This is a genomic window from Paenibacillus sp. O199 (assembly GCF_001636635.1).
GTDB classification, from domain to species: Bacteria; Bacillota; Bacilli; order Paenibacillales; family Paenibacillaceae; genus Paenibacillus; species Paenibacillus marchantiae.
Genome location: NZ_LGRP01000007.1, coordinates 164,154 through 190,060, shown reverse-complemented (window position 1 = coordinate 190,060; position 25,907 = coordinate 164,154). Strand labels below are relative to the sequence as shown.

General features: G+C 44.0%; 23 protein-coding genes. 22 read left to right on the top strand and 1 reads right to left on the bottom strand.

Annotated features, from left to right (window positions below; translation table 11 throughout):
* Positions 1-42 precede the first annotated feature (42 nt).
* The 13 genes from A6049_RS13230 (at position 43) to A6049_RS13170 (ending at position 12,486) form a co-directional block, all read left to right on the top strand.
* Complete coding sequence (locus A6049_RS13230; protein ID WP_063565092.1) at positions 43-717, top strand: TetR/AcrR family transcriptional regulator; 675 nt, start codon at positions 43-45, stop codon at positions 715-717.
* 182 nt (positions 718-899) lie between these two features.
* The gene (locus A6049_RS13225) at positions 900-1,676 is read left to right on the top strand and encodes an ABC transporter ATP-binding protein (RefSeq protein ID WP_063565091.1); all 777 of its coding nucleotides are present in this window, start codon (positions 900-902) and stop codon (positions 1,674-1,676) included.
* Between the two features lie 54 nt (positions 1,677-1,730).
* Positions 1,731-2,741 carry an aliphatic sulfonate ABC transporter substrate-binding protein gene (locus A6049_RS13220; RefSeq protein ID WP_063565090.1) on the top strand — a complete coding sequence of 337 codons (1,011 nt, stop codon included), beginning with the start codon at positions 1,731-1,733 and terminating at the stop codon, positions 2,739-2,741.
* 42 nt (positions 2,742-2,783) lie between these two features.
* Positions 2,784-3,629 carry an ABC transporter permease gene (locus A6049_RS13215; protein WP_063565234.1) on the top strand — a complete coding sequence of 282 codons (846 nt, stop codon included), beginning with the start codon at positions 2,784-2,786 and terminating at the stop codon, positions 3,627-3,629.
* Positions 3,626-4,438, top strand: coding sequence for an ABC transporter permease (locus A6049_RS13210; protein WP_063565089.1), 813 nt, complete (start codon positions 3,626-3,628; stop codon positions 4,436-4,438). The genes A6049_RS13215 and A6049_RS13210 overlap by 4 nt, the downstream gene beginning before the upstream one ends.
* Before the next feature lie 32 nt (positions 4,439-4,470).
* Positions 4,471-5,832: an LLM class flavin-dependent oxidoreductase gene (locus tag A6049_RS13205; RefSeq protein ID WP_063565233.1), complete on the top strand. Its 1,362-nt coding sequence runs from the start codon at positions 4,471-4,473 to the stop codon at positions 5,830-5,832.
* A 236-nt stretch (positions 5,833-6,068) separates the two neighbouring features.
* Positions 6,069-6,593 carry a sigma-70 family RNA polymerase sigma factor gene (locus tag A6049_RS13200; protein ID WP_063565088.1) on the top strand — a complete coding sequence of 175 codons (525 nt, stop codon included), beginning with the start codon at positions 6,069-6,071 and terminating at the stop codon, positions 6,591-6,593.
* The gene (locus tag A6049_RS13195; protein WP_063565087.1) at positions 6,590-7,441 is read left to right on the top strand and encodes a hypothetical protein; all 852 of its coding nucleotides are present in this window, start codon (positions 6,590-6,592) and stop codon (positions 7,439-7,441) included. Before A6049_RS13200 ends, A6049_RS13195 begins: the two co-directional genes overlap by 4 nt.
* Positions 7,442-7,692: 251 nt before the next feature.
* Positions 7,693-8,847, top strand: coding sequence for an alanine racemase (gene alr / locus A6049_RS13190; RefSeq protein ID WP_063565086.1), 1,155 nt, complete (start codon positions 7,693-7,695; stop codon positions 8,845-8,847).
* Complete coding sequence (locus A6049_RS13185; protein ID WP_063565085.1) at positions 8,813-9,619, top strand: D-alanyl-D-alanine carboxypeptidase family protein; 807 nt, start codon at positions 8,813-8,815, stop codon at positions 9,617-9,619. The genes alr and A6049_RS13185 overlap by 35 nt, the downstream gene beginning before the upstream one ends.
* A 54-nt stretch (positions 9,620-9,673) precedes the next feature.
* Entirely contained in the window at positions 9,674-10,726 is a 1,053-nt protein-coding gene (vanG, locus tag A6049_RS13180) for a D-alanine--D-serine ligase VanG (protein WP_063565084.1), read from the top strand.
* A 137-nt stretch (positions 10,727-10,863) separates the two neighbouring features.
* On the top strand, positions 10,864-11,478 hold the full coding sequence (locus A6049_RS13175) for a TetR/AcrR family transcriptional regulator (protein ID WP_063565083.1): 615 nt from the start codon (positions 10,864-10,866) through the stop codon (positions 11,476-11,478).
* 24 nt (positions 11,479-11,502) lie between these two features.
* On the top strand, positions 11,503-12,486 hold the full coding sequence (locus tag A6049_RS13170) for an alpha/beta hydrolase (protein WP_240321387.1): 984 nt from the start codon (positions 11,503-11,505) through the stop codon (positions 12,484-12,486).
* Between the two features lie 81 nt (positions 12,487-12,567).
* On the opposite strand, the gene metE is transcribed toward A6049_RS13170, so the two are convergent.
* Entirely contained in the window at positions 12,568-14,859 is a 2,292-nt protein-coding gene (metE, locus tag A6049_RS13165; protein ID WP_063565082.1) for a 5-methyltetrahydropteroyltriglutamate--homocysteine S-methyltransferase, read from the bottom strand.
* A 199-nt stretch (positions 14,860-15,058) separates the two neighbouring features.
* Between metE and A6049_RS13160 the strand changes: the two genes are divergently transcribed.
* From A6049_RS13160 to A6049_RS13120, 9 genes are all read left to right on the top strand, one after another.
* Positions 15,059-16,024: an MBL fold metallo-hydrolase gene (locus A6049_RS13160; protein ID WP_063565081.1), complete on the top strand. Its 966-nt coding sequence runs from the start codon at positions 15,059-15,061 to the stop codon at positions 16,022-16,024.
* A 282-nt stretch (positions 16,025-16,306) separates the two neighbouring features.
* The gene (locus A6049_RS13155; RefSeq protein ID WP_063565080.1) at positions 16,307-17,185 is read left to right on the top strand and encodes an AraC family transcriptional regulator; all 879 of its coding nucleotides are present in this window, start codon (positions 16,307-16,309) and stop codon (positions 17,183-17,185) included.
* A gap of 85 nt (positions 17,186-17,270) precedes the next feature.
* Positions 17,271-18,545: an ABC transporter substrate-binding protein gene (locus A6049_RS13150; RefSeq protein WP_063565079.1), complete on the top strand. Its 1,275-nt coding sequence runs from the start codon at positions 17,271-17,273 to the stop codon at positions 18,543-18,545.
* 52 nt (positions 18,546-18,597) lie between these two features.
* Positions 18,598-19,488, top strand: a complete 891-nt coding sequence (locus A6049_RS13145) for a carbohydrate ABC transporter permease (protein ID WP_063565078.1) — start codon at positions 18,598-18,600, stop codon at positions 19,486-19,488.
* A 15-nt stretch (positions 19,489-19,503) separates the two neighbouring features.
* On the top strand, positions 19,504-20,385 hold the full coding sequence (locus tag A6049_RS13140; protein WP_063565077.1) for a carbohydrate ABC transporter permease: 882 nt from the start codon (positions 19,504-19,506) through the stop codon (positions 20,383-20,385).
* Between the two features lie 227 nt (positions 20,386-20,612).
* On the top strand, positions 20,613-21,368 hold the full coding sequence (locus tag A6049_RS13135) for a response regulator transcription factor (protein ID WP_083584581.1): 756 nt from the start codon (positions 20,613-20,615) through the stop codon (positions 21,366-21,368).
* Positions 21,337-22,989, top strand: coding sequence for a sensor histidine kinase (locus A6049_RS13130; protein WP_063565075.1), 1,653 nt, complete (start codon positions 21,337-21,339; stop codon positions 22,987-22,989). Before A6049_RS13135 ends, A6049_RS13130 begins: the two co-directional genes overlap by 32 nt.
* Before the next feature lie 218 nt (positions 22,990-23,207).
* The gene (locus tag A6049_RS13125) at positions 23,208-24,845 is read left to right on the top strand and encodes an extracellular solute-binding protein (RefSeq protein ID WP_063565074.1); all 1,638 of its coding nucleotides are present in this window, start codon (positions 23,208-23,210) and stop codon (positions 24,843-24,845) included.
* A 184-nt stretch (positions 24,846-25,029) separates the two neighbouring features.
* On the top strand, positions 25,030-25,899 hold the full coding sequence (locus tag A6049_RS13120) for an ABC transporter permease (protein ID WP_063565231.1): 870 nt from the start codon (positions 25,030-25,032) through the stop codon (positions 25,897-25,899).
* Positions 25,900-25,907 lie beyond the last annotated feature (8 nt).

The following is a 25,907-nucleotide window of genomic DNA, read 5'->3' as shown; positions in this document are numbered from 1 at the left end:
ATCATAGATCAATAATTGGTAATAAAACGGAGGAGGATTCAAATGTCACCCAGAAACATTCTGAAGGACCAACAAATGAGAAAGGAACGCATTGAGCATATCTTAAATTCAGCCTTGCAAACCATGGCGAAACGTGGGATTGATTCAACCAATATTAAAGATATTGCCAAGGAAGCAAAACTTAGCGTAGGCAATATCTATACCTACTTTACTTCGAAGGACGAAATTTTCAGTGAAGTTCTGCGTCGAGGACAAACGATGTATGGGAGGACTATTGCACAAATAGCAGACATGGATATAGATCCTCGTGAAAAACTATTCGAGATTAGCAAAGGGTGGTTATCAAACGAGAGTAACTGGGCCTTCACCATCATGCTCCAAAGTATACGAACAAATCATGCTGTCAGCACTGAAATAAAACAAGCTGCAACCCAGAGATTTACGGACAATCTGGAACCTTTGGCAGAGATTTTTCGCCAAGGACAGGAGGCGGGCGGCATCATACAAGGAGATACTCGACAACTTGCATTTTATTTTGTAAGTCTGATTCAAGGTCTGACCTTGCAGCTCGCTCCCGGTTATGAAATACAAGTAGATATTGACCCCCAAAAAATTGTTCGTCTTTTTATGGAACCAGAAACAGTGGTATCAACCGCTGGTCTATTTGAAGGAAATAACGATTTAAGTTACATAAATAAAAAAATGTTTGACAGGTAAGAAATGGTATTGGTAATATATCGTATAACAAAACGAACCGAAATTCACTTTGTTGATTTGCAATCGTAGAGATTTACACTGCCCCGCTTTATTTGCAGTGGAAAGGGGTAAATCTCTTTTTTTTGCCTCAAAACCAAGTAAACATGTAAGTATTATTGATTAAATGTGAAAGGGTGTCTTTAATGTCTGGGGATATGCTTATGATCAGTGACCTGAACAAAACGTTTGTCGCCCCTGTAGGCGAAATCATTGCGTTAAACAACATTCAGCTCAAAGTTCGAAAAGGTGAATTAGTAACTATCATTGGTCCGAGCGGATGTGGAAAAAGCACTTTGCTTAAAATTGTGGCTGGCTTAGATACACAGTATACGGGAACCGTGCTGCTCAACGGCAAACCGATTGCAGGCCCCAGCATAGAGAAAGGATTCATTTTTCAGGAGCCCCGGCTATTTCCATGGTTAACGGTGGAGAAAAACATTGCAGCCAATCTCTCTCTTAGAGATCCTGTTGTCCGCCGAAAGGTGGAGGAACTAATTGAACTGGTCCGTTTAAAAGGGTTTGAAAAATCATATCCTCGTGAATTGTCAGGAGGTATGGCACAGCGCGTCGCCATTGCCAGAGCTTTGCTGCGTAACCCGGATGTATTGTTGCTGGATGAGCCTTTTGGAGCGCTCGACGCATTTACTCGGTCTCATTTGCAGGAAGTACTGCTTGATATTTGGCAACGCAATGGAACAACAATGTTGTTTGTAACCCACGATCTCGATGAAGCCGTCTTCCTAGGGGAACGAGTCGTCATTATGAATCCGCGTCCAGGTCATATTCGGAGTATTCTCTCGATTGATTTACCTTTTCCTCGAAAAAGATCAAGCAGTGCATTTCAGGAGATGCGGAGACTGGTATTAAATGAGTTCGAAAAAGTGGATGAGCCTTTATATGATGTAGGCGGCGGTATATAGCATTGTCCAAAGGATAAGAAGAATGTACAGCATATTAAAGGGAGAGTGGTTTATATGAAAAAATCTCATCTAGTTCTTGTTATGGTGCTCGCGTTGTCTTTATTGACTATGGCTTGTGCAACCAAAAGTTCAAATGAAAACGCAAGTGGTTCAGGCAAGAGCCAAAATGTAACCGTCAAAATTGGGATTCAGGGAAGTGGGGGCTTATTCGGTAAAGCACGTGAAGAAAAATGGTTTGAACAAGAATTTGAAAAAACAGGGGCCAAAGTGGAGTGGATTGAGTTTCAGAGCGGACCGCCCATGACAGAGGCTATTGCTTCCAATAAGCTGGATATCGCCAGCCTGGGGAACATGCCAATTATCGCAGCACAAGCAGCGAATATTCCTTTCAAAATCGTATCGCAAGTTCTAGACGGAAAAAATAACGTTGCAATTATTGTACCTGCCGGTAGTACCGCCAAGTCACTTAGTGACTTGAAAGGCAAGAAGATTGCCGTGACAAAAGGAAGCAATGCATATAACTTTCTATACCGTGGCTTGGAGAAGTCCGGTTTAACAGATAAAGATTTTGAAATCATTCAGCTACAGCCTGACGAGACACAGTCTGCGTTTGAAACCGGCAGTGTGGATGCCTGGGCGACATGGGACCCTTACATTACACTTAATACCTTAACGGGAAAAGGAAAAGTGTTGTCTGACGGAGAGCAGCTTGGCGTATTGTCTCCTTCGTTTACGATCGCGGGATCTGATTTTGCAGAGGAGCATCCAGAGCTTGTTACTCTGTACTTGAAGGTAGTTAATAAAGCATTGAAGTGGGAAAGCGAGCATGAAACCGAAGCGATCGACAGATATGCAGCTGAACGTAATGTTCCTGCCAGTGTTATTAGTGGGACATTCGAACGTTCCCGGATGATTAACACGCCAGTTAATGAAGATATCGTAGATGAAATGCAGCAAACAGCGGATTTTCAATATAAAGTGAAGAACATTCGGAATCAGGTTGTGATCAAAACTATAACGGACAATCAATATATCGACGCAGCTCTCAAGGATCCACTGAAATAAACATAATGACCCCTATAGAAGAGAGGCGTTCACTAGATGCAAATGCGTGCGGAAAAGGCGGTTATCCCGCCTTTAATTCAAAAGAAGAATTCGGTTAAGAGGAGAAAGCTTTACTTAAGAGCTAGCAATATGGGACTAGGGCTTATCGTTCCGGTGTCTTTGTTAATCGTGTGGGAGGTAGCCGGGGCTATGGGGTATTTGAACCCGGTGCTGCTTCCAACGCCAAGCAGCATATGGAAAGAGCTTGTCAGCATGACGGAGACGGGTGAACTTGTGAGGCATTTGGGCATATCGACGTGGAGAGCTCTACTTGGTTTTCTAATCGGAGGCGGTCTTGGTCTAAGCATGGGCTTGTGGGTCGGATTTTCTTACAAGACAGAGCGACTGTTGGACCCTTCTTTTCAAATGCTGCGGACGCTGCCGCACTTGGCCATTGCCCCCTTGTTCATTTTGTGGTTCGGTTTCGGTGAAACTTCAAAATTGCTGCTGATAGCCAAAGGCTCTTTCTTTCCACTGTATGTTAATACTTTTCTGGGTATCCGATCCGTTGACAGCAAGTTATTTGATGTAGGAAAGGTGCTGCAATTCAGCAAATGGCAGATGATCACGAAGTTAATTCTTCCAGCATCTCTGCCGAATATCTTTCTGGGGATACGTTTATCCGTCAGTGTCGCCTGGCTGGGTCTGGTCGTTGCGGAATTGATGGGTTCTAGTGCAGGCTTGGGATATCTGATCAATGATGCTAGATCGTTCTCACTCACCACCGTAGTGTTTGTGGGAATCATTGTTTTTGCTGTCGTGGGCAAACTGTCAGATTCCATCATTAAGCTTCTGGAGGCGAGAGCGCTACGGTGGCAAGACGGTTTTAAAGGAGAAGAAGCAAAATGAGCAAGCTGGAGATTGGTAAACAAACCGAACGAGCAGGAGATTGGCTGAGCAGAATTCCGGGTCGTCTTCACGGGTGGATTATTCCGTTGGCTATTCTCCTCATCTGGGAATTGGCTTCTGCCCTTCAGCTGGTTTCAGCGACCATGCTACCTGCTCCTTCCAAGATTGCAGAGCAGTTCATCCGTCTAATCTTGAACGGCGAGTTGCTGGAACATCTCGGGATCAGCTCCTATCGAGCGGGCTTGGGTTTTCTGCTTGGAACAGCTACGGGGCTCATGCTAGGCCTATCCACAGGGCTTGGAAAATTGGCGGAGCGCACACTTGACCCTTCATTACAGATGCTGCGGATGATCCCGCTTCTTTCCCTCATTCCATTATTCATTTTATGGTTTGGTGTAGGTGAGTTTTCAAAAATTCTAATGATTTCGCTAGGCGCGTTTTTTCCTGTTTATGTGAATACATTTCTCGGTATACGAAATGTTGATATGAAGCTGATTGAAGTCTCCCGGATTTACCAGTATTCAAGATGGGAGCTCCTTGGCAAGCTCATTATCCCTGCGGCACTTCCTAATATTCTGCTAGGAGTGAGACTGTCTTTGGGCGCGGCGTGGCTAGTCCTTGTTGTGGCTGAAATGATGGGAACCAGTGCAGGCGTCGGCTACATGATACAGGATGCTCGTGCTTACTCACAAACGGATATTGTATTTGTCGGTATTGTAGTCTTTGCGGTTGTAGGCAAGCTCTCGGATTCGGCTGTGCGACTGCTTGAAGACAGCTGGCTAAGCTGGCGAGATACGTTCAAGGGGTAATCCGATAATTGAAACAAGAAGGGAAGATTTATATGGGGACGAGACAAGAGCAGCTTCATCTAGGAGCATTCATTTATTATACAGGTCATCATCACTACGGCTGGCGCCGCTCGGATTCAGGAGCTGAACAGATTTTTGATTATAAATTTTACCGATCCATCGCACAGACAGCTGAACGAGGCAAGTTTGATATGATGTTTCTGGCTGATCTTCTCTATGTAATGGGTGCTGATCAATCGGCTGCAGGGATGCTGGACCCGCTAACGCTCCTGTCGGCATTGGCTACGGATACAGAAAAGCTGGGTTTGAGCGCCACGGTGTCGACTACCTATAACGAGCCGTATAACGTAGCTCGAAAATTTGCCACATTGGACCATATCAGTGAAGGCCGCGCAGGATGGAACATCGTGACCTCCCAATTGGATGTTGAAGCAAATAACTATGGACGAACAGAGCATCCTGAGCATGGGCTTCGATATAAAATGGCGCGGGAATTTGTCGAAGTAGCCACTCTGCTCTGGGATAGTTGGGAAGATCACTCCTTAATTGTGGATCGGCAGGCTGGACTATTTGCGGACCCATCTAAATTAAAGGAAGTTTCATATAAAGGGCAGTGGTATTCCACCCAAGGTACGATCAATGTACCTCGTTCGCCGCAAGGATACCCTGTACTCATCCAAGCTGGATCATCCGGACCGGGACAGGATTTTGCTGCCAACTATGGTGAAGTGATTTTCACGGCCCAACAGTCTCTGAATGCTGCGAAAGAGTTCTATAATAACGTCAAATCCAAACTCGCTCTATATGGACGCGAACAAAGCAGCATGAAAATAATGCCTGGTTTATCACCGATTCTGGGTAAGACGGAGGAGGAAGCTCAGCGAAAATATGGAGAGCTGCAGGAATTAATCCCTCCGGCAGCAGCAGTTGGTTTGTTATCTGGAATGCTTAAGTTTGACCTTTCGGAGTATCCTGTTGAAGGCCAGTTGCCTGACATTCCAGATCCCGTAGAAGCTTCCAATGGCATGAAAAGCCGGGTACAGCTGATTATGGACATGGCACGAAAAGATAAGTTGTCCATTCTCGAGCTGGGTCGGAGGCTGGTAGGGGCAAGAGGGCACATGCAGTTTGTGGGGACCTATGAACAACTGGCTGATTTGATGCAACAATGGTTTGAAGAATATGGTTGCGACGGATTTAACATCATGCCACCTGTTCTGCCGGGAGATTTGAATGAATTTGTGGATCATGTGGTGCCGATTCTTCAAGCACGTGGACTCTTCCGCACGGATTATACGGGCAGCACGCTTCGTGATCATCTTGGGCTGGATCGCCCGGGTATAAGTCATTTTCAAAAAGAGAAGACGTTAGATAAGACCTCCATAACAATATGAAAACAGCTGTTTCAGTCTGATTTTCAATTGCTGGTCTCCCTAATGAAGAAAGAGAAAAGAAGTCGCCTATTGGCGGCTTTTTTTCGTTTGGGACGATATAAGTTCTTGTTCCCAAATAAAAAAATTCATTTCTTTAAAACTATTTTCGACTCTCAGCTGTCTAACATGCGAAACAACATACAAAGTAAGCTTTATTAAAAATGCGGCAATAATCAAAATATACAGTCGCAACGGGGGTGGACAAACTGAGTAAGGAAAGTACAGCACTAACTGAACAGCAGTTCAGTGATCGTTTGGAGGCATGTAAAGAAAAGCTTTATCGCTTCGCGTTCTCTTATGTGAAAAATGAACAGGAAGCCTTGGAAATTATATCTGAGGCATCTTATAAAGGTTTTCTATCTTATGAAAAAGTGAAAAGTCCTGATTATTTTGAAACCTGGATGACCCGGATTGTCATCAACTGTTCTCTGGATCACATCAGACGAAAGAAGAAATACACGTATATGGAAGACAGTACAATACCGTTTGCAGCCGAGGAAAGTTCCATGGGGCTTGAAGAGCAATGGGATTTATACGAAGCACTTGATCATCTGCATCCCGAAGATAGGGCATTTATCGTTTTGAAATTTTTCCAGGATCAGCGATTCAAGGATATGGCGGAGGTACTGTCCCTGCCGGAAAGCACGGTGAAGACCAGGTTCTATAAGATCTTAAACAAACTCAAAAAACATCTGACCAAGGAAGAGGTTGATTTTACATGACAGGAAAAGAACGATATGAACAGATCAATATCCCATCCGGCCTTTCCGGAGTTATTCAGCAAGCCCGTCAGCGCGCACGAAACCAAAAGCGAAGAAAAATGATGATCTGGCGTAGTTCATCCCTGGTTGCTGCCTGTGCTGCGGTGATGATAACAGCTAACGTTCCAGGTGTAGCCAAGGCATTATCCGATGTACCTGTTATAGGTTCTGTCGTCAAAATTTTGCAAGTTGGTGGGGGCGGGGAGCGCACAGATGGGGTTTCGGTTACAACGACCAAAGAATCGGATACACTAAACATTAATTTTCAGATCGATGGTGAACAGATCACCTCTGCTCCATCGTATACTGTGGATCACAAAGAAGGGCCGAATCGTCTGATCTTCACCTTCAATGGGGTACGTCATCTGGATTATGACAAGTTGGAGAAGGATATTAAAGAACTTAAGAATGTAAAAGATGTCTATCAAAATATCATTTTGGATGATTCTGCGATTGGCTTTGTGGTTGAACTTAAAGATGATGTGGATTATTCCGTGTCAGAGTATCAGCAGCCTGGATATATTCAATTGAAGCTTTCTTCCGACGGGAAGTCAACGCAGTCGCATAAACTTTTCTTCGTACGGAGCGAAGACATGGAGCAGGGTGAAGCATTGGCTATGTTGGCTGAACAGTATTCTGCCGATGGCAGCAGCGTAGTGCAGACCCAAAATGGGAAATTCACCGTCGTTATGGGTGCCTTTGAGAATCGTGCAGATGCAGAGAAACACCTGAAAGAATTTACTGACCGGGAAGACTACAGTGAACCACTGCATGTCGACAGCTGGATGAGTAATGAAAATCCGCAATAATGGAAGAAGCCTGCCCTAGCGCAGGCTTTTTTGTTGTAACTATGAGATGTGCAAATCTGTAATCTTACATCGTTGTCAGTTTTGTGTAAGTTTGATCGATAGGAGCTGAAGTGGCCTTAATATACACTTAAATCAATTCAACGCACTACATTCACACCTTTAGGAGGCCAAACAATGAAAAGTGCATATGCGGATCTACTGAAAATATTAAGTGAAAACAAGCTATCTATTCGGATGAGGAGATCATTCGGATGTACCGAGATACTTGGGCTGAAATAGATTTAACGCAAATTCGCAAAAATATCATAGAGATCCGCAAATTTCTACCCCGTTCGACCAAATTAATGGCCGTTGTTAAAGCAAATGCATACGGGCATGGAGATATCGAGACAGCCAAAGAAGCAGTAGAGGCAGGCGCGGATTATTTAGCGTGTGCCTTCATTGAAGAAGCCATCCGCATTAGAAATGCCGGCTTAAAACAACCGATTCTTATTTTGACTCCGATTCGTCCTGAATTTGTACCTTTGGCTCTGGAACATGATTTGATGCTTACCGTTACACAAGCGTCTTGGTTTCATGAGATGAGAAAATACAAGCCTGTTCATACCGCGCATAGGTTATCTGTGCATGTGAAAATGGATACTGGACTTGGGCGAATCGGTATACGCACGCAAGAAGAGTGGCAAGAAATGGTTCCTTGGCTCAGAGCATCAGATGTAGTAGTCGACGGGTTCTATACCCACTTCGCGACTGCAGGTGAGGCAGGCAACTTTTATCTACAGCTTCAGATTCAACGCTTCCTGGAAATGAAAGAGTGGAGCAGTATATCGCGGATTCCGATCAATCATTATCACTGTGCGGGAAGTGTAGCAGCACTTCGATTTCCGGAATTGTGCATGGATATGGCTCGAATAGGAGCTGCAATCTATGGCTTTTATCCGGAAAAATTAGTGCCTAACATCCAACTAAAGCCAGCATTCAGTTTACACAGTAGACTCTTGCAAACGAAAAGATTAAAAAAAGGCGAATATGTGGGCTACAACAATGCTTATCAAACAGACTCAGATCAATGGATCGGAACAGTACCTATCGGCTATGCGGATGGATGGTCGCAGAGAATGCAAAATTCGGAGGTGTTAGTGGAGGGGTATCGTGCAGAAATTATAGGAAAAATCTCCATGGATCAATTGATGGTCAAGCTTCCCATGTATTTTCCGGAAGGATCAAAGGTGACCTTCATTGGCTATTCAGGTGACCAAGAAATTCAGATTCAGGAACTGGCCAATCATAACGGTGGTGTCTCTCAAGAAATAACGAGTTCCATCACGGACAGAGTGTTACGAATTTATAAAGAAGGTGGGGGAGTTCATCATGAAATCACGGGAAGTCGTACAAAAACATATTGAAATCAGCGTAAGTAACGAAGAGCGATTTCAAGGGCACTTAGTGTTAATAAATGATCAAAACCCAATCAGAAGGCAAGTACAAGTCCATCAACTAGAGTCATTGGATTCCTTGCCTTCAATAAAGAAGTTAAATGAGGAGATGCTTCTGGAGAAGCAGTGTTTCAATCAATTTCATGCTCTGCTTAAAGCTTGTGGGGGGACGGATGAAATTGTCGCCGTCAGCGCATATCGAACAAAAGAAGATCAAGTCCAGATCTATCAAGATTGTTTGATAGAACAAGGTTCGGAATATACTTCCAAATACGTAGCCTTACCTGACCATAGTGAACACCAAACGGGGTTGGCTATCGATGTAGGTAAATTGAAATCGAATATCGATTTTATTGCTCCTTCCTTTCCGGATACAGGCATTTACAAGTCCTTCAGACAACATGCCATACAATTCGGTTTTATCCTTCGATATAAACAAGAAAAAGAATCAATCACGCGTATTGCTTATGAGCCATGGCATTTTAGATATGTAGGATATCCCCATTCCAAAATCATGGAAGAGAACAATCTATGTTTAGAGGAGTACATCGATTTTGTACAGCAATATCGGTACTCTGGAGAGCAGCTTACGATTAAAGAAAAGGACATGACAATCCAGATATATTATGTTCCCGCGGATAAAGGGACATCTAGCCATATCCCGATCTTGAGTTGTGATTCTTATCGCATATCAGGAACGAATCGTGAAGGATTCATTGTTACGACATTCTCTAAAAATTAAGTTATAGCAATAAGGATGATCTAGATTCATATCACATTTTAGGAGGCTTTTACGATGCAGAAGAAGTCGATTGCGGTATTGTTTGGCGGATGTTCAGGTGAGTATAACGTTTCTTTGAGCTCAGCCGCTTCAGTGATTGAAAATTTGGATACCGAAAAATACAATCTTGTGTTAATTGGAATTACACAACAAGGTTCTTGGCTCAGATATAGTGGAACGGTTGAGGATATTCGCAATGATCGGTGGTATTTGCATCCGAGTTGTATCCCATCCTTTTTCTCGCCGAGTAGAGAAGTCAGAGGACTCATTGAGCTAGTTCATACGGAATATCATGTAACAACGATTGATGTTGTATTTCCAGTGCTTCACGGCAAATACGGTGAGGATGGAACCTTGCAAGGATTATTGGAACTGTCGGGTATACCGTTTGTTGGATGTGGCATGTTATCCTCTGCGTTATGTATGGACAAGGAACTGGCTCATAAACTGGTGCAGGCAGCAGGCATAGATACGCCGTGTTCCCTTACAATACATAGGAGTGAACGGATGGAAGAAGTGTTATCAGAAGCAGAAGCACTGGGCTTCCCACTCTTTGTTAAGCCGGCTAGATCAGGATCATCATTAGGCATATCGAAGGTGAACAATAGGAAAGAGTTGATTACTGGAATTGAACACGCCTTCATACACGACAGCAAAGTTGTCATTGAGCAAAATATTAATGGTTTTGAAGTGGGGTGTGCTGTATTGGGCAATTCTGATCCCAAAATCGGCATGATTGATGAGATTGAACTACAGGGGCACTTTTTTGACTTCTCGGAAAAGTACTCCTTGATCAGTTCGAAGATTCACTTGCCAGCCCGCATTAATGAGGACACTGCAATGAAGGTTAAAGAGAGTGCCTTGACTATTTATAAAACGCTTGGGTGCAGAGGGTTTGCGCGAGTAGATATGTTCCTGACCACTGACGGAAGAATGGTGTTCAATGAAGTTAACACGATACCTGGTTTCACGTCGAATTCCCGCTATCCTAACATGCTCCAAGCTAGCGGCATGACTTATGCAGATATTCTTAACCAGCTCATAGAGCTTGCCATTGATGAGAACTGAGAGCGGCCAAATGGAACATAAAACTGAAAAGAAATATTTGATTACCCATTGTGTAATAATACACAATGGGTAATAGTGTTATCATGAAGGAATGAAGACTAAATCTACCCTAACAGAAGGGCGGGCATTATTTAGCGATGAATAAATTAAGTTTGCGTGATATCAAAAGAGAGGCAACCACCAAAGCGCTGGCCAGCGCAGCGTTTGAACTTGCGGTTGAGCGGGGATTGGATGGATTCATTATCGATCATCTCGTTCAAAGGGCTGGGTACTCCAGAAAAACGTTTGCCAACCATTTCTCTTGTAAAGAAGAAGCGATAGCCATGGCGGCAATACTTACAACAGACCATTACGATGACGAGCCATTCAATGAAATTACACAACAAAACATACTGCCGTTGGATGCTCTATATGTATTGATAAAGAGATCACTAACCGCAGAGTATGTTTCTAAAATGCGTCAACTCGTATCGCTTACCAAACAGTACCCGACGCTCGAACCGTATCTTCTCAGCGTACTTTCTCGTTTGCAAGCTACGGCTCAGGAAACACTAACCGATTTATCCCAGGGACGGTATCCCCAAGGATACTCCCATCTTCTTTCGGGGGCTGTATACGGCGCTGTCCTCGCGATATTCGACGGAAGTATCAACGTGCTGCTTCCAGGGCAAGGGACAACAAATTCTCCTGGGGAGATGACGTTGGATCAATATTTGGATGACATGTTCAACTACTTGCGAACCGGATTTTAGAAAACTCCTGAAAGGATGGCGAATATGATAAGAGTTACAACTAAAATGATTGATAAACAATTAAGATTGAAAGGCAAACTGATTGATTTATTAATGAAATCTTCTCATGAAGAAAAGTGGCTTAACTCGATGAGGAAAATCAAAAAAAGATCGGATTCAACAGCGGGGAAAGACATCGACGGTTTACAGTGTAGTGAAGAATGGATACCACGTACAAGTGATGGCTCCAAGATACGTGTTCGAATTTATAAACCTCTACACGCCAAAGGTAATGCGCCAGGTGTCCTTTGGATACATGGAGGGGGATATGCCATGGGAAACCCGGAGCAATTCGGGGCAACCTACAAAAAATTAATCGATGCAGGGAACTGTGTAGTCGTTGCACCAGATTATCAATTATCGATTGATGCTCCCTATCCAGCAGCTTTAAATGATTGTTATGATACCCTTTTATGGATGAAAAGCCATGTGAAAGAACTTGGGATTAGAGAGGATCAACTCATGGTAGGCGGAGAAAGTGCTGGAGGGGGTCTAACCGCTGCACTTACTCTTTACGCCAGAGATAAGGGAGAAGTAAACATTGCATTTCAAATGCCGCTTTATCCCATGATCGATGATAGAATGATTACTGAATCCGCTAAGGACAATAATGCCCCCATTTGGAACTCTGATTATAATCAGTGGGCTTGGAAATTGTATCTTGGCGAATTGGTAGGGAAGGATGTACCTCCCTATGCGGCTGCTGCCCGAGCTACCGACTACAGCAATCTTCCTCCGACAGTCACTTTTGTTGGTGATTTAGAACCGTTTCGAGACGAAACGATTCAATATGTAGAAAACTTAAGAAAAGCAGGTGTACCTGTTGATTTTGAACTCTACAAAGGCTGCTATCATGGCTTTGATATCATTCAACCCAATGCAGAAGTGAGTAAAAAGGCAGTTTCAGTTTTTATTCAATCATTTAAATATGCAGTGGATCATTATTTTGCTGAGCAGACAGCGAAATAATGATATTAAAAGGCGGACATTCCATAGCATAGGAATGTCCGCCTTTTATAAACGAATTCTTGAATTATTTATCTATTCAACTTAAACCGTTGCTGCAACGTGCTTTTCACGAGCAATCTTGGTTGCATCAACCATGTTGCGCAAGGAAGCGACGGTTTCTTCGAGTCCACGAGTTTTGAGACCGCAATCCGGATTAATCCAGAACAATTTAGGGTCCAGCACACGCAAGGCGCGTTCGATCATGCTTGTCATTTCATCCACACTTGGAACACGTGGGCTATGGATATCGTATACGCCAAGTCCAATACCCAGTTTATAAGTGTTCAACTCAAAGCTGTGAATCAGTTCACCGTGACTGCGGGATGTCTCGATCGAAATAACATCGGCATCCATCGCTTCGATGGAATCAATCATGTCATGGAATTCGCAATAGCACATATGTGTGTGAATTTGAGTTGTGTCTTGAACCGTGCAAGTAGAGATACGGAAAGCTTTGACAGCCCAAGCCAGATAATCGGCTTGCTCGTTTTCCTTCAACGGCAGTCCTTCGCGAACTGCAGGCTCGTCGACCTGGATCATGCCAATACCTGCCTGCTCCAGTGCTTCGACTTCTTGTCTCAGTGCATACGCCAATTGATATGCGATATGCTCGCGCGGAATGTCTTCCCGTACAAATGACCAGTTCATGATGGTGATCGGTCCAGTCAGCATACCTTTTACAGGACGTTGTGTCTGGGACTGTGCATATTTGGTTTCTTCAACGGTCATTTCTCCGGTAAATGCAACGTCTCCGAAAATAATTGGTGGTTTTACGCAACGGGAACCGTATGATTGAACCCATCCGAATTGTGTAAAGGCAAACCCTGCAAGTTTTTCGCCAAAGAACTCTACCATGTCGGTACGCTCAAACTCACCATGTACGAGAACATCGATCTCGATCTCTTCCTGAATTTTGATCCAGATATCAATTTGATCCCGGATGAAGGCAGCATACTGCTCATTGTTCAACTCACCCTTACGCCACAATTGACGTGCTTTACGCACTTCTGCGGATTGTGGGAAGCTGCCGATAGTCGTTGTCGGGAAAAGTGGCAATTTCCATTTGTTCTGCTGCGCGATATGACGCTCGGCAAACGGTCGGGAACGTTCCGGCTGTTGAACGCTGAGTGTAGCCACGGCTTCTTGAACAGCAACACGATTGCGCTCTTCAGATTGCTGGAGAGCCTGGATCGTACGATCGGAATTTTCAATTTCAGCGATGATTTCAGCGTTTCTTGAAGACAATGCTTTCGTCAACAGAACGATCTCGTCCAACTTTTCATCTGCAAACGCCAGAGCATTTTTCAGTTCGGATGTGAGTTTAGTTTCACGCTCTGTCGTTACCGGAACATGAAGCAAACTGCATGAGGATTGCACGATTAAACGTTCAGGTGCCACGAGTTCAGCCAGTTCATCCAACAGCTTCAGTTTTCCTGGCAAAGAGGCTTTCCAGATCCCACGGCCGTCAATAACCCCAGCACCCAAAACTTTATCCGCTGGGAAACCGGACGCTTGAATGGACTGAATGTTACCCGTAGCTCCATGTACAAAATCAAGTCCGATACCTTGAACCGGTAGGGCAACAATGTTGCTATAGTTCTCTACGGATTCAAAGTAGGTTTGCAGCATAATGTTCAGACCTGGTACAGCAGATGCAAACGTCTCATAAATTTTACTCAGCAGATCTAGGTCAGCATCACTTGTTTTGGTAACGAGGATTGGCTCGTCAATCTGTACCCACTGAACTCCTTCATTTGCAAGCTCTTGAAGCACTTGTACATAGAGCGGAAGCAGGCGGTCCAGCCAAGCGTTCGTTTCGGATTTATCATATCCTTTGGACAGCTTCAGGAAGGTCAACGGTCCGACAAGAACCGGTTTTCCTTCAATACCGAGCTTCTCTTTAGCTTCGCGATAAGCAATAAGTGGTTTATTTTCCGTAAGGGCAGGGGAAGCACCGTCCAGTTCAGGCACGATATAGTGATAGTTCGTGTTAAACCATTTTGTCATTTCACTTGCTGCTGCATCTTTCGTTCCCCGTGCAATTCCGTAATAGACGGACAAAGGTACAGCGCCACCGTCATATGCAAACCGTTTTGGAACAATTCCGAACATAACGGCAGTATCCAGAATGTGATCATAGTAACTGAAATCATTGACAGGAATAAGATCGATACCTTTTTCTTGCTGCTTGCGCAGGTGATCTAACCGAATCTCCTGCAATTTTGCTTGAAAATCTGTTTCTTCGAGCTTACCTGACCAGAATGCCTCCAAGGCTTTCTTCCATTCCCGATCCGCACCAATTCGTGGATATCCCAATACACTGCTTTTTGCCATGACGTAAAACTCCTCTACAATATGTTACCAAAAAGTTATCACATATCCGGAGTTATAATGTAATTCCATTAAGTTATATCTAGCTATAGCCTATGGCTATACCAGAAAGAGGTTGAGAAAACCGCTGTCGATTCAGACTGGGTTAATCGATCGTTTTAGTATATAATGACGTTTGATTCAGAAAGGAGAGGTATCCATAATGCGCGGAATAGGGGCATTCACAGGTTCAAGGCATTTCCGATTGAATGAGGTTACTGAGGGTGTATTTGCTGCGATTGCAGTTCCCGGTACAGGTTCATTGGGCAATGCCACAATCGTTGACTTAGGCGATGAAACGCTAGTTGTGGACACATTCACGACGATACAGGCTGCAGAGGATTTGCAGGCAGCCGCTGAGTACCTCACGGGTAGAAAGGCTTCTTATGTAATCAACACGCATTGGCATAGTGACCACACATGTGGCAATCAAGTATTTGTCCCTGCAGCACAGATTATTTCCACATCGATTACTCGCGAAATTATGGATACTTTTGTTAGGAACAGGATAACGCAGCAGTTGGCAAAACCTGAAGCGATATATGATGCTATAGACGAACTCGATGAACAAATACAACGAGAGACAAACGAAAAGTTAAGACAGGAAATGCAATGGGATAATGCCAGTGACCGTGAATATATGAAGATGCTCCCCGATCTGGTATATTCATTACCGAACTCAACGTTTGATCAGCACATGACTATTCATGGCAGTAAGCGCAGTGTTGAACTTATTACTTTTGGCGGAGGTCATACTCAAAGCGATGCCCTGGTGTTTATTCCGAAAGACAGAATTGCGATAATGGGGGATCTGGTCTTATCTAAACATCATCCGGTTCTCATGTATGCTAATCCTCAGCAATGGCTGGATATTTTGAACAAAGTCGAACAGCTGGATATAGAAATCATCGTACCGGGGCATGGAGAAGTATGTTCATTGAACGCACTACATGAAGTCAAGGACTACATAACGGATCTATTGGAAATTGTGACCGATGCTGCTCAAAGAAACCAAAGCTTGGACGAAATTACTGTACCATTAGCCTATCAGGAATGGTTCTTCACTACGTATTTCAAGTCCAATTTGCAAAGCATGCATGAGTGGATCAAGAAAAGTGGTAAAAGTTGAACCTGACTCGATCCGTTATTGTCCTCACATCATACTTATAGTTTTTAAGAAGTCGCCCTATAAGGCGACTTTTTTGTTTTGATCCTTCTCAGCAGGTACTATTCAGGATCATGGTTGTTAAGAAGATAGACTCATAATAGAGACTCCTTAACAAATGTTGGGGAGCTTTTTTTTCGTTTTTTCAATCGTTTTTTATCTCGATTAGAAGGGACAGCTATACTTGATGCATAATAATGATAACTAGATCATTGTTGAACTGGAAAATGTGGAAAGGGTGATTTGATGGGGGTACCTACTTTTCTTGAAACAGGTCATATGACTGAAGGTTTTCCAATCAAGGTAATTCATACCGAGGAACAGTTTAATTTTGCCGCACACTGGCATGAAGAGGTTGAATTGGTTGTAGTCAATGGGAAAAGCGCGAGAATTGGCATCAATAACCATGTATTTGACCTTGAACGCGGAGATGTGCTGCTTATTAAACCGGGAGACATTCACTGTTTCTTGCCAGGTACAGATCATTTAACTATTATCCTGTTTCGGCTGGAGTTATTAACGGGAAGCTTCACAACCGAAAAAGAAACCCATGACCTGGGGGAGCTTTTCAACAAAACGACGGTCATCCCGTCCAACCTTTGTAATGAGAAAAATCTTGGGAAATATATAGATGCTTTAGCGAATGAAGAGAAAGATCAACAGGCGGGGTATCGCTGGTTAATGGTTGCCAGATTATATGATCTCATCGTTCATATGCTGCGCACAAAGGCACCGATTACAGATGAATTAACTTCAGGATGCCTTTGTACGCCTTCCAAAAAATTTGAATTTCTTGAATCGGTCTGTGAATACCTGGAGGAGCATTACGCTGAACCCGTCAAACTGGATCAAGTCGCAGAGCACATTAAATTCAGCAAGTTTCACGTATGTAAATTGTTTAAAGAGATCAAAGGAATCACACTGATGGAATATCTGAATCATTTTCGAATAATCAAATCGGAATGGGCGTTATTGTTTCGCGACGAATCTATTCTGGATATTGCCATTGGTCATGGGTTCAACAATGTGAACTCATACAACCGTCTGTTCAAAAAATATAATGATTGTACCCCGTCCGAATTTCGCAAGAAGCATCGTACAAATATCACAACATATGAAGGATGATTCACAATATTTGGGGAGAAAGCCCTCTCCAAAATCCATATACTCTAATAAATTGTAAGCGTTTCCTTTTTGAAGGAGGGGGCCCATGAAGAAGTTTAAGCTTAAATATATCTCCATGATTGCACTCGTAAGCGCAGTGTTAATGGTGTCCGGCTGCCAACCAAGTGGAGCCAACCAGTCCAAGCAGGAGGAAATCACCGTCTGGAGTTTTACGGATGAAGCAGGTTATGCTATTGAAAAATTCGAAAAGAAATATCCTAACATTAAGGTGAATTTTGTCAATATTCCGGGCAATTTCTACATCACCAAGCTTAAGTCTGCACTACAGACAACGTCTAAGGCTCCGGATGTGTTTATGATCGAGAATGCAAATATAAGAGAGCTAATTGATGTGCCTTATCTGGAGAATTTATCGGCAGCACCGTATAACGCCAATGAATTAATTCCAGAGCAATATGCTTTTGTGCAGGCTAATGAGAAGGATAGCGAAGGAAATATTAGAGCGATCGGTTATCAGGGAACGCCTGGAGGTATTTATTATCGGAGAGATCTGGCCAAAGAATATTTGGGTACGGACGATCCGGAGAAGGTAGCGCCGCAAATTGATACATGGGAGAAGATATTCGAGATTGGAGAGAGAGTTGAGCAGGAGAGTGGAAATAAAGTTCATGCCCTTGCCAACTGGAATGCGATATCCAATTCATATGATGGTATCCCTTGGGTTAAGGATGGGAAGTTAGTCATCGATCCCACTTATATGAGGGTGCTTGACCTTGTTCGTGAAGCCCGTCAGCGGCATGTGCTTGCAGAGTTGGATGATGGTAGTGCCGGATATGCGGCTTCGATGCAAAAAGGCCAAGTGATGTTCTATCCGGGAGCAACCTGGGCGTTGCAATACACCTTTAAGGCGAACGCTCCGGATACCGAAGGATTTTGGGGTCTCGCGCCGGGGCCATCCGCTTTTAGTGCCGGTGGAACTTATATTGCGATGTACAGCAAAAGTGACAAAAAGGATCTGGCCTGGAAGTTTATTGAGTTTTATAACTTTGATCATGAATTTCTCTCTGGGCTGGCGAAGGAACAGGACTATTTCACAAGTAACATGGTCGTGAATGATCAGCTTGCGGGATCTGTATCTTCAGCGTATTTGGGAGGGCAGAAGCATTTTGAGTTTTTCTCGGAAGCAGCCAAGCAGGTTCCTGTATATGAGCGAACCAAATATGATTCAACCATTAACAATGACATCTTCAAAAATGTTCTCCAGTTGTATCTCAATAATGACATTCAGACCAAAGAAGAAGCCGTAAAACGAATCAATCGTGATGTCAAATTGAGATTTCCGGAGCTGGAAGTGGATTAGCTTAGAAGTAAGCGAATGCCTTTTAATCATCCGATGACTGGGGGTACAAATCATGTTTGCCAAGTCAATCCGCAAAGATCATTACGGATACTATTTCATTGCTCCGTTTTTCATTCTTTTCGCCATTTTTGGGCTATACCCCATTCTGTATTCTCTCTATATCAGCTTCACCAACTTTGATGGGATTACTACGCCAGACTTCGTCGGAATGGGTAACTATATTGCTGTTCTGCAAGATCCTTTGTTCTACAAGACATTATTTAATACTCTTTTTATCTGGGGTGTCTCTGTGGTCCCACAACTTACTGTTTCGCTTGTACTCGCCTTTATCCTCAACGACAAGTTACTTAAGGGAAGAGACTTTTTCAGAGCGGTTTATTTCTTTCCCAACATCGTTACCGCTGCATCATTGGGTCTGCTTGTGAGTCTGATCTTTGATTGGCAATCCGGCGGTTTAAATCATTTTCTGGTTCAAGTTGGACTTATCGATGATCCAATTAACTGGAAAAATGATCCTTGGTTTATGCGACTGATTGTTTCATCCATTCTGTTCTTTCAATACTTTGGTTACTCCATGGTCATCTATCTGGCAGGGCTGCAGGGTATTGATCCGGCACTGCAGGAAGCCGCTCAAATGGATGGGGCGAAAAAGAAACATATTTTCATTCATATCATCGTTCCAATGCTCCGCCCAATCATTCTATTTCAGATGATCACGTCCATTATTGGGGGTATTCAGATTTTCGATCAGCCGTTTACATTGACGAATGGAACGGGTGGTCCGGATCGTGCAGCCATGACGAGTATTATGTATCTGTATAATGTGGCATTCCAAAGTACACGTTTTGGTTATGGGGCGGCCATTGCATTCTGTCTGTTCATCATCATTATCCTGCTATCGGTCGTATCCTTCATGATGACGAAGCGCAAGAGCCGTGCATAGGGAGGGGGAAATGAAATGCCAACCGTCAAACCAGTCGAACAACAAAAAGTTACTCTACAGCAGTACGATACTGTGAGGCGTCTGACACTGGGCAAAGTCATTATTTATCTGTGTTTGATTGGCCTAGCCGTGCTCTGTATCATTCCATTTTATCTCATGCTCATCTATTCCACGCATAATAATGCGACGATTGCATCGACATTTACGTTTCTGCCCGGCCCCTTCTTGCTGGACAATTATACGAACATGGCTTCCAAAATCAATATCTGGCGCGGGTTTGCCAACAGCTTTTTCATTGCCGGAACGTCTACGGTGCTATCTTTGTATATCGGTTCACTAACGGCTTATGGCTTCGCCAAGTTCAAGTTCAAAGGTCGCAACTGGCTATTCCTGTTCTTGCTTGCGACCATGATGGTGCCTGGGCAGCTCGCGCTGATTGGGATGTATCGTCTGTTCAGTATGTTAGGTTTGCTGGACAGCTATGCAGCGATCATTTTGCCGGCAGCGGCGAATGCATTTAATGTGTTTTTTATCAAACAATTTATGGAGAGCAGCATTCCAGACGAGATTATTGAATCTGCACGTGTAGATGGTGCAGGGGAGTTCCGCACGTTCAATCAGATTGTCTTGCCCATTCTGGGCCCGGCCATATCGGCCCTTGGTATATTCACCTTTATCGGTTCGTGGAATAATTTTCTCACGCCGCTGGTCCTGTTTTTCTCCCTGGATAAATATCCGCTTCCGGTACTCGTTGCGCTGGTACAAGGATATTATGGAATGGATTACGGACTGTTGTATTTGGGTGTTGCGATCTCGATCTTGCCTATTATCATTGTCTTTGCGATATTCTCCAGACAAATTATAGGCAGCGTTGCATTAGGTGCGGTTAAGGGATAGCACGTGTACGGAAATAGTCGCCTTTTTGGCGGCTTTTTTGTTGTTTTACATGATATTTCTATGTCGCTGGGCACTTAAATCATGGACATCGATGCCTGAAAATTGGTGGATTACCTTTTTGAAAGCCCTTTCCTAAATCTATGATATACTACGATATGACTGAATACTATGTACACCAAGATAGTCCCCTTATAGTTTGCCTTCACTTTACTTGCAAAGGAGATGTCATGATGTTTAATGTTCTTGTTGTTGACGATGAGTGCGTGCAAAGAGAAGGCATTAAGGATTTGATCTCTCACTACGGCTTTCCCTTTCAAGTATTGGAAGCCGAGAACGGAAAGAGCGCAGAGCGAATTCTGGTAGAGAACGCGATTGATATCCTCATCACCGACGTCAAAATGCCTCTTATGGACGGACTAGAGCTTAGCAAACAAGCCAGGAAAACGCAGCAGAATATAAAGATTGTGATCTGCAGCGGTTATGATGAATTTGAATATGCCCGCAGTGCCATTCGACTGGGTGTGGTTAATTATTTGCTCAAGCCACTGGTTAGGGAAGAGTTTGTACAGGTGATGGAGGATATCACGCAGATCCGTGCTTATGGTGGAGGTCCCGAACCGGAATCCGTGGAATCGAAGGTCATTCGACAGGTGAAGGATTATGTGAAGGATAACCATCAGAGAGATATTTCATTATCCGAGGCAGCCCACGATGTTTATCTATCGCCAGGGTATTTGAGCATTTTGTTTAAAAAAGAGACTGGGGAGAACTTCTCGAAATATTTGACCGATTATCGTTTGCGGCGTGCAAGCCATCTGCTGGCTCATTCGAATATGAAAATCAATGATATTGCAGGGGCCGTTGGCATCGACAATCATTCTTATTTTGCCAAGCTGTTCAGAAACAGGTTTGGCGTCAGTCCGTTACAGTTCAGAGAGTGCGGGGTGCTTCATGATCGGATGGATCAAGAGCAAATTCAATGATATCAGGTTCCGAAACAAGCTGCTGTTATCCCATTTGGTGATTGCACTCATTCCGATCCTTCTGCTTGGACTGCTCTCCTTCATACAGTCTTACCGTATTCAAATGAAGGAGTTGCGGAGCGAAGCTGAAGCGAGTCTGGAGCAGGTGGCTAACATTATGGATTATAAGATTAATCGCTACAATACGCTAAGTGAGTTCATGGTGCTTAACCGGGATTTATCCCAAATATTTACGAAAGACTACGAAGATAATTATTATAATATGTACCTGGATTTCCGGGACATTCTGGAGCCATTGATCTCGAACATCCGGCTGATGGATGATGATATTGAAGGCATTACCTTTTATACATCCGGGGAGTTATTGGGGATCCGCAATAATATTTTGCCAATTGGGGATCTCAAGAGTAAGGCTTGGTATGACGGATTTCGAGGCAGGCGCTGGATTGTGGATGGGGAGAAGCTTTATCTCGTTCAGGAACTGATCAGCAATCCGAAAGACAGCAATTTTATGGTGATCTCCATTCAGCATGATAGCATCTTTGCAGATCTGGACAATCTGTCGGAACATGTAGCTGTTCATATTGAGGACGCGAAGCAGCATGTGATATTTCAGGAAAACCACAAGCGTGTTGCTGTGGCCGCAGGTTCGAAAGTTGGGGAGTCTGGCGATCTAAGTCTTAGCCGCTCACTCGCTAACAACGGCTGGACCATTCACTATAATCTGCTGAATACCAATGCGTACGCCAATGCAATGAGTATTTTTCAAATTACGCTGTTTGTCATCATCCTCAGCCTGGTCATTACCTTCCTGCTCATTTATGTCATCTCTAATAACTTTACGCAAAGAATTATCCATATCAAGAACAAGGTGGACAAGGTAGAGCGGAACAATCTGGATGTGATTATCCGGAGTTCATCCAGGGATGAATTTGGTGAGCTGACTAACGGTATCGGTAAAATGCTGACAAGGATCAACAGCCTGATCTCTCAGGTGTATAACGCCGAAATTGCCAAGAAGGAAAGTGAATATAACAAGTTGATTAGTCAGATCAACCCTCACTTCCTGTACAATACCCTTTCATTTATACGCTGGAGGGCCGAGAAAAAGGCGGATATAGAAACGAGTTATATGGTATCTGCATTAGCCCGTTTCTATAGAACAACACTAAACCAGGGGAAGAATATGGCCACCATTGAGGCTGAGGTGCAGCATATTAGAGCGTATCTGGATTTGCAGCTCATCATGAACGATGGCCGATTTGATGTGGATTACCATATCAATGACGAGGTATTACATACAGAGGTGATTCATTTTATTTTGCAGCCAATTGTGGAAAATGCCATCAAGCATGGTTTTGTGGAGGCAGATGCGATAGATTATCGCATTCACATTACAGTTAACCGGGTGGGAGAAGGGATTAAACTAACCGTTTGTGATAACGGTGTTGGCATGACGCCTATGCAGACGGCAGGGTTGTTAACAGGAGAGAACGGCGGATGTGGTGTTCGGAACGTTAATGACCGAATCAAGCTGTATTATGGTCGGGATTACGGCCTCGTTATTCATAGTGAGCCAGGCAGCGGAACGGAAGTGTCAATCGTCCTTCCTGCCACATGATTGCGTGTAGTTACATTAAAAACATAGCGTTAGTACGGAAGCGGTTGCTGTTGCGACCGCTTATTTGTTACTGTTATAAACTTTTAATACAGAGAAATAAAGTAAATTGGAGGTCATAAAAAAAGTGTTACATATCCGAAAAATGTGGCATATACGCCATTTGTGAAAACGCATACAATTTGGTTATCAAAAGCAAATCAGATAAAGGGGATGACAGAATGAAGAAGCGCAGTAAGATGGCTACGCTGCTGATCGGAAGCATGATGATAGCTGTAATCAGTGGCTGTACCGGGGGCAATAACGAGAGTGCACAACCGCAAATTTCACAACAGGACTATGAACCTTATGGTAAATATGAGACACCCGTGGAATTTACGATTGGCCGAAATACCAATCATGTGAACAATCTGCCTGCCGGCGATACCATTGAAAACAATTTGGCTACACGCTATGTAGAAGACCGGGTGAACGTCAAAGCCAAGGTGGCTTGGGAAACAGATGATATGGATCAGAAGCTGTCACTCTCGATGACGACAGGTGACCTCCCGGATGTAATGCTTGTCAGCCGCGAAATATTTAATCAACTGGTGGATAACGATCTCATTGCCGACATGACAGAGGTTTATGAGAAGACAGCATCCGAGGGTGTTAAAAATATTTATGGTTCCTACGGAGATTTGCTGCTGAATCAGGTAAAGGTGGATGGTAAAATCATGGGTCTGCCCATGACGAATATCGGAAACCAGCACCAATTGCTGTGGGTCCGGAAGGATTGGGTGGATAAAGTAGGCGCGAAGCTCCCGGAATCCGTCGAGGATGTATGGAATCTCGCGAGAATGTTTGTGGAGAAGGACGTTTCGGGAACAGGCAAGACGGTAGGCATGGTCATGGATTCCAATGCGATGAACTTTACGCCGATCTTTGCTGCACACGGTGCCTTTCCGATGAACTGGATTCAGAAGAACGGTCAGGTTGAATATGGATCTGTTCAGCCTGAAGTGAAGCAAGCGCTGACAGAGTTGAGTGCCATGTATAAAGAAGGTTTGATTGATAAACAGTTTGCTGTCCGGTCGAGTGAAGAGAAGGAAGCTCTCGTCATCAACGGACAGGCCGGAATGGTGTTTAATCCATGGTGGATCGGCTACACCAACTACAAGGATTCCATCAAACAAGATCCTGAAGCAGTCTGGGTTGCCGTATCTGCACCAGTGGATGAAAATGGCAAGTTCAAGACGATCCGGCAAGATCCGGTGGGCGGTGGTATCGTCGTTGTGAAGAAGGATTTTGCTCATCCTGAAGCGATTATGAAATCAGTCAATTTAACAACGGATTTCCTGTACTCCTTAACGGAGGACGCAATCAATTACAAGAAAGAGCATGCTGACGAGTTGCTCACCGATGCAAGCCGCTGGAACAATGATCCTACCCAGATTCCGATGCAAGTGGATTATGACGATGTGCTGAAGCGGTATTACGATGATCTGATTAAGGCGGATGAGGCCGGAGATGCTTCCGCTGTTCAGGAAGATCGAATGGTTTCTTTCAAGGCCTATCAGGAATTCAAAGAGAAAGGTAATGCGATCGATGCAAACACCTATGGTGAATATCTCTCCCGGATCGAGGGACAGCGTGAGGCGAATAACCCGAATTTGGAAGTGATTCCCGCAGGCTTCTACGGAACAACCGAGACGATGAAGCTGAAGTGGGCGAATCTGCAGAAGCTCGAAGAGGAAACCATGCTCAAGATCATTATGGGGGAAGCTCCTGTAGATGAATTCGATAAGTTTGTCGACACTTGGAAACGTACGGGTGGTGACGAGATTACAGAAGAAGTCAACGAGATGAGCAACAGATAAGGATCGCGTGAGCTTAGGTGCGGAAGCCTGATGGTGGACTTCCGCACGGGCTTTCGTCGATAAAGCCTGTCCAATTAGGCACATGATGGAGGTGGAAAGGACAATGCCGCAAATGGAAACAACCGTTAATCAAGAGCGGGAAGTGCGTTACCGGAGCAAAAAGAAACGTAAAACCTTTGACGAAATGACCTATCATTTTATGCTCCTGCCTGGCATGATCATGCTGTTCATTTTCTCAATTGTACCGATGTTCGGGGTCGTGATGGCATTCCAAAAGTTCATTCCCGCCAAAGGAATATTCGGGTCAAAGTGGGCAGGGCTTTCCAATTTCACATATATGTTTCAACTGCCGGACGCGAAGCAGATTTTCATTAATACATTGGTTATCGCGGTTGGAAAGATTGCTCTAGGGTTGATTGTACCCATCGTATTCGCTTTGCTGTTAAATGAGGTGCGTCTGAAAGTATTCAAGAGTACAATTCAAACCATCGTCTATTTGCCGCATTTTATGTCCTGGGTGGTTCTGGGCACCATGCTGACCATGATCTTTTCTTTCGATGGCATGGTGAATAACTTCCTTGAGTTTCTCGGACTGGAGCGGATTATGTTTCTGGCGAGTAATGACTGGTTTAGGCCGCTGCTCATTGTGACGGATACGTGGAAGGAATTTGGCTACGGGACGATTGTCTATCTGGCTGCATTAACGGCAATCAACCCTGCATTGTACGAATCTGCCGCAATGGACGGCGCAAGTCGCTGGAAACAGACGCTGAATATCACGCTGCCGGGTATGTTCCCAACGATTATCCTGCTGGGTACGCTGAGTCTTGGTAATGTACTGAATGCGGGTTTTGATCAGGTGTTTAACCTGTATAATCCGCTGGTATATGAAACGGGCGATATTATCGATACTTTTGTATACCGTATGGGTCTGATCAACATGCAATATTCATTTGCAACAGCGATTGGACTGATGAAATCGGTGATCAGCTTTGTTCTGATCGTGATTTCCTACAGACTGGCTTCGAGGTATGCGGGGTACAGAATTTTCTAGGAGGGTTA